The sequence below is a fragment of the Gordonia ajococcus genome, from assembly GCF_012974285.1.
Taxonomy (GTDB): Bacteria; Actinomycetota; Actinomycetes; order Mycobacteriales; family Mycobacteriaceae; genus Gordonia; species Gordonia amicalis.
Genome location: NZ_CP052884.1, coordinates 2,022,998 through 2,035,527 on the forward strand (window position 1 = coordinate 2,022,998; position 12,530 = coordinate 2,035,527).

The window sequence follows — 12,530 nt, forward strand, 5'->3', positions numbered from 1 at the left end:
GATTCGGGAAGTGAGGCGAAGCCGGGGGAGATGAGCGTTCTCGGAGTGGGCATCGACATCGTGTCGATCCCGGAATTCGCCGAGCAGCTCCGGCAGCCGGGTACGACGTTCGCCGACCGGTTCACGGTCGGCGAGCGTCGGGACTCGGCTGCCGGAACCGGCGACGATGCACGGCATCTCGCCGCGCGCTGGGCGGCCAAGGAGGCCGTGGTGAAGGCGTGGTCGGTGAGCCGGTTCTCGCGTTCCCCGCTGTTGCCGCTGATCCGGCACAGCGACATCGAGGTGGTCACCGACACCTGGGGCCGGCCGGCGATCCGGTTGTCCGGTGAGATCGGTAATCATCTGCGCGACACCGTCGTCCACGTGTCGTTGACCCACGACGGGGACACGGCTGCGGCGGTTGCGATCCTCGAGGGCCGATAGCGCCCCGCAGAACGCGACGACCCGGGGTTCAGACCGCCGTCGACTCCTCGAGCAGCAGATAGCCGGCGAGCATGCGCTTGAGCTCGGCAACGGTCTCGTCGTGGTCGTGGCCGTCCTGCACCGAGAAACTGAGCAACGAGTACGCCGTGTGCACCAGCACCTGCGACATCATCTCGCGCCGTTCACGCTGAGAAGGCGTGAGCGGCGCGATTATTCGTGCGACCTGCTCGGCGAGGACGCGTTCGTTCTCCGACGCCGTCGCGCGGGTGGCCGGGGTCGACTGGACCGCCAGCCACACCGCACGCCGCGACGGATCGGTGCGCCACAGCGCCGCGAGGTGGTCGAGGAACTTCTCGAGAAGACTGGGCCACTCGAGCGAGGGCACCTCGCTGGCGAACGCGGTCAGCTCCTCGCGCACGTCGACGGTGTCCTGCCGGTCGAGCTCGCAGACGATGACGTATTTGTTCGCGAAGTACTGGTACAGCGTGCCGATCGGGACCTCGGCGCGGGTCGCGATCTCCTCGCAGGTCAGGGATTCGAATCCGACGTCGATCAGCAGTTCGCGGGCCGCCTCGAGCATCGCCTGGAACTTGCGCTTGCTGCGTTCCTGGGTGGGCCGCTTACGCGGCACCAGCGGCTGGGCGGACTCGGTCATCGCGATGTCTCACACGGACAGGTCGCGGCGCAGCTTGGCGACGTGCCCGGTCGCCCGGACGTTGTACTGAGCGAGGGCGATGGTCCCGTCGGTGTCGACGAGGAACGTGGAGCGGATGACACCGGTGACGGTCTTGCCATACATCTTCTTCTCGCCGAAGGCACCCCACTCGGTCAGCACCTTTTTCTCGGGGTCGCTCAGCAGCGGGAAGGTGAGTCCCTCCGCCTCGACGAACTTGGCCAGCTTGGCCGGCTTGTCGGGGGAGATGCCGAGCACCGTGAGGCCCGCATCGTCGAGCTCGGCGAGGTTGTCGCGAAAATCGCACGCCTGCTTGGTGCAACCGGGCGTCGACGCCGCCGGGTAGAAGTAGACGATGACCTTCTGGCCGGCGTAATCGGACAACGACACCGGATTCCCGTTCGCATCGGGCAGGGTGAACGCGGGAGCGCGATCACCGACGGACAAACGCTGTGCCTCCGCGGGGGGAGTGACCTCTGCCATGAGAGCCAGGCTAGTGCATGGTCACATGTCGCGAGGTGGGGATGTCGTAGCATCGAATCGCCGCCGTCTGGCGGCGATCTGGAAGTCAATGACAACGCGTGAGCAGTGACGACGCGTGACAGAGCGAGAAGCGCCGGAAGGATGCAACGTGGCCGGAGACACCGAACGTATCGAGCAGGACATCGCCAGGGCCCGTGAGGACCTTGCCAACACGCTCGACGCGCTGGCCGAACGTGCCAACCCGCAGCGCCTCGCCGACGACGCCAAATCCAAAGCGCTGGCGACGCTGCAGAAGCCCGCGGTGATGTACTCGATCGCCGGTGTGGGCGCGCTCGTGCTCGTCTTTGTGGTCCGCAAGATCGCGAGCTGATCCACGCCGCTGCCGGCCCGCCGGGAACAAGAGTCTCGACGACACGTACAAACCCGTTCCGACCAGGCGATTTCACAACTGGCGACGGTGTCCTGTAATGTTCCTTCTCGCCGCCGGGAGGCAAACCGGAGGCGAAACCGGCAAGCGCCATTAGCTCAATTGGCAGAGCAGCTGACTCTTAATCAGCGGGTTCGGGGTTCGAGTCCCTGATGGCGCACAGAGTCTCACAAAACGCCTCGCAGAAGCTGCGGGGCGTTTTGTGGTATCCCGGGTCGGCGGGACGTCGGGGTATGTGGCGTGCCGAGTTTTTCCCGGGCATCGTCGCCCGGACCGTGCAGGACACGCCGCCGAACGGACGACACAGACGGAGTTCTGCAGGCGGGTTCTCGTACACTGGTGCGAGATTCGGGACGCATTCGGCCGTCCGGTCATCGGAGTCGGTCGAGACAGGTGGGAGAGAGATGGGGATCGGTCGTTCTTCTCGACGGATGCCGCTGATCATCAGTGGTGTGCTGCTCGCGATCATCGCGCTCGTGACGTCGTGCTCACAGGAGGCGTCGTACTCCGACAACGTGACCAGCTCGAGCCTCTTCGACGACCTGCTCAAGCCCGCTGTGGACATCACCGAACTGAACAATCAGCCGCTGAGTGACAACACGGTCGGCGTGCAGCCGGGTGCCCCGATCAAGGTCACCACGAGCGAGGGCACTCTTAGTCGCGTGCTCATCACCAAGTCGGACGGGACCCCGCTCAAGGGCTCCTTCAGCGACAACGACACCGTCTGGGTCAGCAACGAGGCGCTCGGCTACAACCGCACCTACACGCTGGAGACCGACGCGGTCGGCATCGGCGGCGCGGTCACCAAGAAGGTCACCTTCACGACCAGCAGCCCCAACAACCTGACGCAGGCCTACCTGACCCCCAACCCGGGTGAGACCGTCGGCGTCGGTCAGCCGATCGCGGTGAAGTTCGACGAGCCGATCCCGAACCGTCGCGCCGCGCAGAAGGCCATCCGGGTCACCACCGATCCGCCGGTCGAGGGCGCGTTCTACTGGATCAGCGACAGCGAGGTCCGGTGGCGTCCCAAGGAGTACTGGAAGCCCGGTACCAAGGTGCGGGTCGCCGTCAACACCTACGGCATCGACCTCGGCGACGGCCTGTACGGCCAGGAGAACGTACGCACCAACTTCACGGTGGGCCGCAGGATGATCATCACCGCCGACGACAACACCAAGCAGGTTGTCTTCGAGCGTGACGGCCAGGTCATCAAGAGCATGCCGACGTCGATGGGCAAGCCGGGTGACGAGACCGACAACGGTGTCTACCTGATCGCCGACAAGCACGACCACATCATCATGGACTCGTCGACCTACGGTGTGCCGTCGACTTCGCCGAACGGCTACCGCACACCCGTCGACTATGCGACGCGGATGTCCTACAGCGGCATCTTCTTCCACTCGGCGCCGTGGTCGGTGTGGGCCCAGGGCAACACCAACACCAGCCACGGCTGCCTCAACCTCAGCCCGGAGAACGCGCTCTGGGTCATGAACAACACGCTGCGCGGCGACCCGGTGGTCGTCAAGAACACCACGGGCGGCACCCTCTCGGGCACCGACGGGCTCGGTGACTGGAACATCCCGTGGTCGGAGTGGCGCAAGGGCAACGCGGACGACTCCTGATCCATGACTCATCTGTCCGGGACCCGCTCGCCGGGATCTCGCATGGGCCTGCTGAGGAGCGGAGGGCTCCGGTGGATCGTCCCGGCCTGTGCGGTGGTGGTTGCCGGCACCGCGCTCGGGGGTTCGGTTGCAGTGGTTCACGCAGCACCGTCGATCGTGTTGCCGAGCTCGGGGTGCGAGGCGGACCTGCCACCGAAGCCGAAGAAGGGCCCGGTCGATCCGCGTGATCTGATCCCGCGCTTGCCCGACCGGTTCAGCATCCCGCTCCCGTATCCGCGAATCGTGCCGGTGCCCGAGCCGGCCCCGGAGAAGCCGGTGGTGCGCATCCCGTCGGAGAAACCGCCGAAGGATCCGTGCTCGGATCCGTGCCCGGACATCACCGACCCGCCCAAGCCGAAGCCCGGCACCGGCGGGCCCGCCCTGAGCATCGAGTTCCCGAAGATCACCTTCGATCCGGCGCCGAAGGACATCCCGGTCCCGGTGCCCAACCCGAATCCGCCGCCGGTCCCGCCACCGCCCGCGGCCATCGCCCCCGGCGTCGACGCCGGTCCGGTCGCATCCAGGCCGGCGCGTCCGCGCGTGTCCGACGTCGATCTCGTCAGCACGCTCACCGGCAAGGGTTCCACGAGCCGCACCGACAAGCGCTGGCAGATCCACGGCACCGACCTCGGGATCATGTGGGAGTCGACGCCGGGCAAGGTCGCCGTCGTCTTCGGTGACACGTTCGGCAAGGGGTTCCGTCCGCCGGGAGCCAACGGTCGGGACTGGCGCTCCAACGTGCTCGGGTTCTCGAGCGACAAGAAGCTGTCCGACGGGATGAGCATCGACACGATGATCCAGGACAGCCGATGCCACGCCGCGGAACTCCTCAGCGCACGGCGCATCGACCGCTACGAGATGACCGTCATCCCGACGTCCGGTTTCGCGGTCGGTGACCGGCAGTTCATGACCTACATGTCGGTGCGGACGTGGGGCGAGATCCCGGGGGTGTGGCTCACCAACCACGGCGGGCTCGCCTACTCCGACGACGGCGGGTCGACGTGGACGAAGGACCCGTACGCCCGATGGGACAACATCTTCGGCGTGAGCCAGTTCCAGGTGTCGTCGATGGTGCCGCAGGGCGAGTACGTGTACATGTTCGGTACGCCCAACTCGCGGATCGGCTCCGTGGGCCTGGCGCGGGTCCACCGCGATCACGTGCTGAACAAGACCGCCTACCAGTACTGGCGCGACGGAAGATGGGTTCCGGCCCGGGACGGCAATGTCGCCTCGGTGATCTTCGCCGGCCCCGCGGGCGAGGTGTCGGCCCGGTACGACGAGAAGTCGCAGCGCTGGCAGCTGACCTACCTCGATGCCTTCCGCGGGGCGATCATGTTGCGCAAGGCCCGTGAGCCACAAGGACTCTGGTCCGAGCCCTCAGAACTGGTCCACTCGTCGAAATACGCCCAGCTCTACGGCGGCTTCATGCACCCATGGTCGAGCGGTGAGGATCTGTACTTCACCATGTCGACCTGGACCGACTACAACGTCTCATTGATGCGGGCGCGCATCCGCTGACCGATGCTCAGCCGACCTCGAACGTCCGCGATGTACCGCTGATCTGCCGGATGCGCCCACCCCCGTCACGGCTGTTGCCGTTGTACTTGATCCGGTACGTTCCCGATGTCCCGGCGGGCGGTCGCCACGTGATCGTGATGCGCGAGGTGTCGGTGCTGCCGGCCGGACGTGCCCAGCGGAACTCGGTGGACCAGTCGTTGTCGTCGGCAACCGTCTTCCAGGTCCCGCCGTCGCGCCGCTGGACCTCCAGATACGTTCCGCCATGGCGGAAGTCGTTGTTGGGATGGGCGCCGACGAAGTCGACGGTCACGGTCTGCTCCGGACGGTGGGACCCGCCGGGCTGCTTCAGCACGTCGCCGTAGGCGTGACCGGCGATGGGCCGGTCGGCGGGCACCGGCGGGACCAGATCCGGCTGTAGGCCGGACTTGTCGACCGGCGCCGGACCGCGATCGAGACCCCTACCCGATGCCATGGCACCGGCGAGCTTCGCGAACTCCTGCATGTACGCCGGCAGTGTGTAACGGCCGTACTGGGTTTCGCCGCCCTCGTACTGCTGGAGGTCGTATTCCTCCGGGGTGGTGACGTACTGGGTGTAGGCGTTCGCGTAACCCTGGACGAGCACGTTGTCGATGTCGACGCGCAGTTCATCGGCGACGACCCGCCGCAGCCGGAGTCCGGCGACGACGGTCACCTCGGCCGGGACCGCGACGAGCACGAGCTCGCCGATCCGCATGATCTGCAGCGGGACCACGGACGGAATCCAGCCCGACGGCGGCATGAGTCCGAGCGGGAAGAGAATCAGCTTGGGCGCCTGCATGTCCCGCACCCACGGGGCGATCGGCGGTGTCTTGTCACCGCCGAGCGCGGTGACGAGAGGGTTGGTCATGCCCTCGACGAGGAGGGGGAGCGGCTGCTCGTAGTTGTCCTCGCTGCTGGTCGCCGCGGCGGCTGCACCCATCATCGCCGGCGTCGTCGACGCCGGTTTCCCGTCGGGTGTGAAGGTTCCGGACACCCGCACCGCGGACATGTCGACATAGCGGGTGACCGAGTCGACGCCGCCGCGCGTCATCGGACGGCTGGCGTCGAAGGCGCGTCGCCCGGCGATGTACTGGCGCTCACCGATCAGTTCGCAGTTGCGCTTGTTGTCCGTGGTCGGCCCACTCGGCGTGAACCACTTGAGGGAGAGGTTCGGCGTCATGTCACCCGAGTTCGTCTGTGGGAAAGCCGCGACGAAGCCCGGTCGGGTGCGCTCCCACAGGTAGCTGGCGTACCCCTTGTTGTCGCCGGCGATCAGCACGTTGTGGTCGGCCAGCGAGGTGCCATGGGTCGAGAACCAGGTGATGGCCCCGACGTCCTTGCCGCTGGTGTGCCGCAGGCGCAGGACGGTGACCTGCGGATCGATCGCATTGGGGAACAGCTTCTTCTCCGACGACGGGTTGGCGTCGAAGGCGACCTTGGACCGGTTCGCGCTGGCGTTGTGTAGTTCCTCGCGGCCGATGGTGATCGTACCGGGGGCCAGGTTCTCGTGCGCCCGCACGATGGCGGCGAACATACCGTTGACCTCGGCGTCGTAGGAGTTCTTCTTGAAGCCGAAGGCGGCGAGCGAATACGCGTGGTCCCAGGCGGTTCCGCCGCAGGAGGCGTGCGAATGCTGCGCGTTGAGGTTGACGTTCGCCTCGGTGTAGATCGAGCCGAAACGCTTGCTCAGCTTCTCCATCAGCCCCATGTGGTGCGACTGGAAAAGGCAGGCGATGTCGGCGGTCAGGAAGACCACGCGCTTGCCGGTCGCCTGGTCGACGATGATGTAGGCACGCGCCCAGCATCGTTGGAGAAGTCCGGCCGCGACCTGCTCGGGGTTGGAGTAGCCCATCATGCCCTGTCCGGCGACGGCACCCGTGACGTCGCCGATGCCGCAGCCGACGAGGTAGTCCGTCGAATCGGCCGGAGCCGCCGACGCCTTACCGGCCCGGCCCGTGTTCAGCGCCAGGCCGGCGCCCGCGGCGGTCACCGCCGCACCGGCGATCAGTTGTCTCCGTGTCACGTTCACGTAGTGGGTCCCTTTCCGGCGTTCTCTGGGGCGTCGACGATGTGAGTCGACAGGTTGGTGACCGTGGCGTCGGCGATGAGGTCGCAGACGGTGCGGTCGCGGATGTTGAGGTACGACAGGGTGATTCCGTCGGTGGCGGCGAGGATGAGCGGTGCCAGTTCGGTGGTGGGCCGGTCCCAGCCGGTGCCGGTGACCGTGGCGACGCCGTCGAGTGCTCCGGCGATCGCCTCGTAATACCGGAGGTACATCTGTGCGCCGAGGTCGCTCAGACCGTCGGTCTGCCTGGCGTACTGGTTGAGCGAGATCATCGCCTGCTCACGGTCGGGGTCGGCCTGCACTCCGTCGATGTAGGCAGAGAGCGCGGTCTGGAGAATCGCCAGCACGCCGGCCCGTCCCGGCAAGATGTCCTGGGTGCCCTCGCCGAGCGCCGCACCCACGGCGCTGAGCTCCTTCTCGGTTCCGTGCTCGACGAGTGCGGCGAGGAGTTCGTCACGGGTGGCGAACACGTAATGGAAGGTCGACAGCGTGACGCCGGCCTCCGCGCAGATCGCTCGCGTGGTCGCGCCGTCGACCCCGCGTCGGGCGATCACCCGAAATGCGGACTCCAGCAGTAGTTCTCGCCGTTCCTCGACAGGCATCCTCATGGTCGTGGCACCGTCACCGCAGTTGGGTCATCTGAGGTCATCGAGGATCTCGCGTGCCGCACGACGGCCCGAGCGCACCGCGCCGTCCATGTAACCGGTCCAGTGGTCCGAGGTCTCCGTCCCGGCCCAGTGGATGGGGCCGACGGGCTCGCGGAGTGCGGGGCCGTATCTGGTTAGTGTCCCCGGTCGGCTGACGGCGACCGGGCCGCCGCGCGACCACGGTTCGAGGTCCCACTTGAACACACCGTGGTCGATGAAATCCCGTGCCTCGGGACCGAAGTACTCGACGAAGTTGGCGATGCACTCCCTGACCAGCGTGGATTCGGGTGCGTGGTCGAGGCGTCGCATCGCGTCGGCCGAGATGAAGCCCATCAGGATGTGCTGGTTGTCGGCGTAGCTCTCGAAGGTGACATCGATGGGGCGTCCGGACCCGTAGACCTGCCCGGACAGACCTTTGTCCCGCCAGCACGGTCGACGGTAGATCGCCGCGAACTTGCTGACCGCACCCATCCGGTAGCCGCGGTGGATCCCGATGCGTGCGGCGGGAAGCCCTGGGCGGTAGTCGATCTGGCCGGCGATGGCGGGGGACATGGCGACGATGACACGGCGGGCGCGGTGGGTTCCGGCGTCGCCGGTGACGGTCGCGATGCCGTCGGAATACGAGATCGACCGGACGGGCGCGTGGTAGACCACGTTCGCGGCGAGCTCGCGGGCCATCCGCAGCGGGATGAGTGCGGCGCCCCCTTCGAAGAGCCGCTCCTGCGCCCCGCCGTCGGTGCTCAGGAGTCGGACGAGGGTCCCGGGATTCTGTTCGTCACCGGATGCCGCGATGTAGTTGAGGTAGTAGAGCGCGGACACCTCGTCGGGCCGGACGGACAGTGGCGCCGACATCGCGATCTGCACCAGGTCGCGCGCCGTCTGGGTGTCGGCGATCTGGTGGGTGTACTGCCCCCACGTGATCGAGTCCAGGTAGGCGGCGTTCGGGTGTTTCCACGGTTCGCCGACGGGGAATCCGGCCAGTGCATCGGCCTGCGCCCGGGCCAGGGCGGCACCCGCCTGTCCGAGGTCGGCGACGGCCGGTACCGGCAGGGCGGCGGGTACGCGCGTCGTGCCGGTGCGGCTGACGAAGATGCTGTCGCCGGCGTTGTAGGTGCGCAGGGTTCGGACGTCGTACTCGCGCGCCAGTCCGGCGATGTGACCCTGTGTCGGACCGATGAATTCGGCCCCGGCGTCGAGCGTGGCACCCAGCCTGGGCGAGGCGATGTTGTGCACGCGGCCGCCCGCGCGTTCCCGGGCTTCCAGCACGGTGACCGAGGCTCCCGCGGCTTTGAGAGCCTTCGCAGCAGCGAGTCCGGACAGTCCTGCTCCGACGACGATGACGTCGACGATCCCCGACGGTGCCGCCGATGCCCGTCCGGAACCGACGAGCGAAGCCCCCGCCACCGCGCCGGTCACTGCCAGCGTTCCGCCGAGGAAGTTCCGGCGTGAGAGGTGTGTGCTCATGTGATCCCCCGATCTCCTGGTGGCGCGAGAGTATCGACCACATGTTCAGGTCAGATGACCTGAAGTATCGAGAGAGTAACAGGGAAGTGTGAGGTGCGACACCCCGCTACACACGTAGAATCGCCACTTCCGGCACAGCGCTGCTTGGGAGTAGCGCCGGTGTGCCCGAAGTGGCGATGAAGCGGAGACTTATCTGCGCGCGCGATCATCACGGCGCGCACTCGGGCGCGGCCGCGGAATCAGGGACCGGAAATCAGTCCTTGTTGCCGGGGATTCCGACCATGAATCCGACCCCGATGATGATGCACGAGATCAGCGCGACGACGAACATGACCCAATAGGCTGGCATGTGCCTCACGGTACTGCGGGAGATGTTCGTCCGCAGCTACTCCGGGATCATTGAGGTCCAAGTACCCGCAGGTCGTGGGCACAAGGTTGCGAGGAGGATCGAGGCGAGGGTGGCTTCGGCGTCGGAGGCGTTGCGCAGGTCGATGACTTGGCGCAGGTGCAGGCGTGGCTGATCGCCGGACGCCGGGTCGGGTCCGTGGATTTCGGTGCGCACCTGTTCAAGGTGCTCGGCGAAGCGTCGGGGTATGTCGGGTCGCCGGTTGATGCGTTCGGGATTCGGAGGCGCGCCGGGTTCGGCGTTGAGCCGCCAGGCGCAACGGCCCGCGTCGGGGCCCTCGCGGACCATGCGGGTGGTGTATTGGCCGGGTTGCCCTCCGACCATCCGATTGTGTTTCGGACACGCGGGTGCGAGGTCGGTGATGTCGGTGAGTCCGCCGAGGCCCCAATCGAGTTGGGCGTGATGCATTTCCACGTGTGCTGCGGATAGGTCGCAGTCGGGTGTGGAGCAGACCTCGCCGTCGGGTCGGGCGAAGGACACCAGTCGTTGTTCGCGGGTGGCCAGGCGTTTGCCGCGTCCGAAGTACAGCGGTATCGCGGTGGCGTCTTTGAACACGGCCAGCCAGTGTTGGGCGTCGGCGGCGAGGTCGATGAGGTCGGGGATGGGGATCAAAGTGCCGGTGGCGGTGGTGGCGAACCCGGCTTCGCGGATCAGATCGTTGAGGTCGGCTTTGACGATCACCTGTATCGGCAACCCGCGGTGACTCTTGCCGAGCAGGCCGTCCTCGAGCACAGCCTTCAGCAAGGCGTTGAACGCGTCGTGGTTGCGCTGCGCATCGCTGCGATCATCACGTGCGGCCGCGGCTTCGACCATCTCGGGGTCGGCATTCTCGATCGACCCGTGCGGTGATTCGGGGTCGTCGGGGTTGTTCATGCCGGGTTTGGCCCAGACCGCGAGCAGCATGGTGATCCGCGCGAGGAGTTCGGGTGTGAGGTCGGCGGACATCTTGGCGGTGCCGTCGGCGCGTTGCCGGTTGACCGACAGTTTGCGACGGCGTTTGCGGTCGGTGTCGTCGGCGAGTGTTCCGTCGGGGTCGAGGTGGGCCAACAGGCGTGCGCCGAGGTTGGTGATGTCGGCGGGGGTGTGGTCGACGGCGATTTCGGTCATCTGTCGTTCGGCGGCGATCTTCACGTCGTGGTCGACGGCGTGCGGGATCTGGTCGAGCACGTCGATGACCGCACGCACATGGGCGGGGCCGACATGTCCGTCGGCGAAGGCGTCGGCCAGGGTGGGGTGCTGGGGTGGGAGTGGTTCGCCGGTAGGGCTGGGAAAGGTTGCGGTGGCCGACATCTGGTCGCGGCGCCGCATGGGTTCGGCGATCCGGAGGCGGTGGGTCATGAACTGGATGACGCTGCGGTGCCCGGTCTTACGGGGTAGGTCACGTTCGGTGGCTTCGACGACCTGACGGTCCCCGGCGAAACTCAGTCGCGCGACGGCACGTTCGGTCTCCGCGGCGACCTCCACGAGTTCGGAATCGGTGCACGAGGCCAGATCGACAGTCTGGATCCCATCAATGAGGGCGTGCAGACTGCGAACGAGTTCGGTGGCCCGCGACGGCGGCACGTCTGAAGTGATGATGGCTTCACTGCTGGACATGCTGCACACCCCCGTCCGTCCTGCGAATGTATGTTCGACAGTACGCGCTATCGCGTTGCCGTGCAATGAAAACCGATCATCAGTTATCCGTCGCGAATTGTCGGTACGGCGTGCTAGGACGCGCGGGACTTCGGTGCATGATGACCGCAGATCACTCTGTCGTTCGGGCGGTGGGGTGTTCTGAATCACTCTGGGCCAAAGGGTCCCTCACGGTGGGACGTGTCAGTAGCGTCCGAAACGTCCTGGCCAGCCCACTTCTCAGGCGGATCTCTCATGACTCTCGAGCTCTCGACGCCTCCGGGTGTCGTCGGTGCCGTGCCCGCGGCACCAGCGACCGCGGCGACGCCGGTGCGGTCCACGTCGCGCTCGCGCCGACTCCCGCTCCTGCGTACCAATTCGATTCGTGTCCTGCGCCAGTCCATCGGCCTGATCCTCGTGGTCGGTGTCTGGCAGCTCGGAGCACGAGACTGGTTGGGTGCCACCACGCCTGCGCCGACCGAGGTGGTCACCGCCGGTTGGGAACTCGTTCGCACCGGTGAACTGTGGACCCACCTCGCCGCCTCCGGGCGTCGAGTGGCCATCGGCCTGGCCATCGGTATCGTCATCGGTGCCGTCCTGGGTGCCGCCGCCGGACTGTTCAAGGTCGCCGAGGATGTGGTCAACGCGCCCGTCCAGGTACTGCGCATGATGCCGGCTGTCGCACTGGTGCCGGTGTTCATCATCTGGTTCGGGATCGGCGACGAGTTCAAGATCGCACTCATCATCGTGGCGCCGATCTTCCCGATCTATCTCAATGTCGTCGCCGGCATCCGTGGGGTCGACCAGAAACTGATCGAGGCCGCGGAGTCGTTGGAACTGACACGGTTCGAGCTGATCCGATACGTCGTCCTTCCCGGTGCACTGCCGCAGATCTTCGTCGGCCTCCGCCAGGCGCTGGGTATCGGCTGGCTGGTGCTCGTCGTCGCGGAGATGCAGACGACGCCCGTCGGTCTCGGCTTCCTGATGAACGACGCGAAGGAATACCTCCGCACCGACCAGATCTTCCTGGTGCTGGTCATCTACGCGATCCTCGGTCTGCTGACCGACATCGCCGTGCGTGTGCTCGAACGCCGGTTCCTGTCCTGGCGCAACGGATTCGAAGGTCGGTGA

General features: G+C 66.6%; 11 protein-coding genes and 1 tRNA gene. 6 read left to right on the forward strand and 6 right to left on the reverse strand.

Translation table 11 applies throughout. The annotated features are described in order from the left end of the window. Positions 1–30: 30 nt before the first annotated feature. On the forward strand, positions 31–423 hold the full coding sequence (locus GAA2_RS09235) for a holo-ACP synthase (RefSeq protein WP_006437916.1): 393 nt from the start codon (positions 31–33) through the stop codon (positions 421–423). 28 nt (positions 424–451) lie between these two features. Here GAA2_RS09235 and GAA2_RS09240 read toward each other — a convergent pair whose 3' ends face one another. Both GAA2_RS09240 and bcp read right to left on the reverse strand, forming a co-directional pair. Continuing rightward, positions 452–1,078: a TetR/AcrR family transcriptional regulator gene (locus tag GAA2_RS09240; RefSeq protein ID WP_024498184.1), complete on the reverse strand. Its 627-nt coding sequence runs from the start codon at positions 1,076–1,078 to the stop codon at positions 452–454. Between the two features lie 9 nt (positions 1,079–1,087). Further along, complete coding sequence (bcp, locus tag GAA2_RS09245) at positions 1,088–1,579, reverse strand: thioredoxin-dependent thiol peroxidase (protein ID WP_006437918.1); 492 nt, start codon at positions 1,577–1,579, stop codon at positions 1,088–1,090. 148 nt (positions 1,580–1,727) lie between these two features. Here bcp and GAA2_RS09250 point away from each other — a divergent pair, with 148 nt between their 5' ends. From GAA2_RS09250 to GAA2_RS09265, 4 genes are all read left to right on the forward strand, one after another. Further along, positions 1,728–1,949, forward strand: coding sequence for a DUF3618 domain-containing protein (locus GAA2_RS09250; RefSeq protein ID WP_024498984.1), 222 nt, complete (start codon positions 1,728–1,730; stop codon positions 1,947–1,949). A gap of 144 nt (positions 1,950–2,093) precedes the next feature. Continuing rightward, positions 2,094–2,166: transfer RNA gene (locus tag GAA2_RS09255), tRNA-Lys, on the forward strand. A 271-nt stretch (positions 2,167–2,437) separates the two neighbouring features. Beyond that, complete coding sequence (locus tag GAA2_RS09260; protein WP_159406216.1) at positions 2,438–3,628, forward strand: Ig-like domain-containing protein; 1,191 nt, start codon at positions 2,438–2,440, stop codon at positions 3,626–3,628. Between the two features lie 42 nt (positions 3,629–3,670). Further along, on the forward strand, positions 3,671–5,185 hold the full coding sequence (locus GAA2_RS09265; RefSeq protein ID WP_159406217.1) for a DUF4185 domain-containing protein: 1,515 nt from the start codon (positions 3,671–3,673) through the stop codon (positions 5,183–5,185). Positions 5,186–5,192: 7 nt separating this feature from the next. On the opposite strand, the gene GAA2_RS09270 is transcribed toward GAA2_RS09265, so the two are convergent. From GAA2_RS09270 to GAA2_RS09285, 4 genes are all read right to left on the reverse strand, one after another. Further along, positions 5,193–7,232 carry a neutral/alkaline ceramidase gene (locus GAA2_RS09270; protein ID WP_159406218.1) on the reverse strand — a complete coding sequence of 680 codons (2,040 nt, stop codon included), beginning with the start codon at positions 7,230–7,232 and terminating at the stop codon, positions 5,193–5,195. Continuing rightward, positions 7,229–7,870, reverse strand: coding sequence for a TetR/AcrR family transcriptional regulator (locus GAA2_RS09275; protein ID WP_024498980.1), 642 nt, complete (start codon positions 7,868–7,870; stop codon positions 7,229–7,231). The genes GAA2_RS09270 and GAA2_RS09275 overlap by 4 nt, the downstream gene beginning before the upstream one ends. A gap of 33 nt (positions 7,871–7,903) precedes the next feature. Continuing rightward, positions 7,904–9,379, reverse strand: a complete 1,476-nt coding sequence (locus tag GAA2_RS09280; protein ID WP_024498979.1) for a flavin monoamine oxidase family protein — start codon at positions 9,377–9,379, stop codon at positions 7,904–7,906. A 385-nt stretch (positions 9,380–9,764) separates the two neighbouring features. Continuing rightward, entirely contained in the window at positions 9,765–11,381 is a 1,617-nt protein-coding gene (locus GAA2_RS09285) for a DUF222 domain-containing protein (protein ID WP_191834911.1), read from the reverse strand. A gap of 273 nt (positions 11,382–11,654) precedes the next feature. Between GAA2_RS09285 and GAA2_RS09290 the strand changes: the two genes are divergently transcribed. Next, a complete protein-coding gene (locus GAA2_RS09290) occupies positions 11,655–12,530 on the forward strand; it encodes an ABC transporter permease (protein WP_024498843.1) in 876 nt (291 codons plus the stop codon).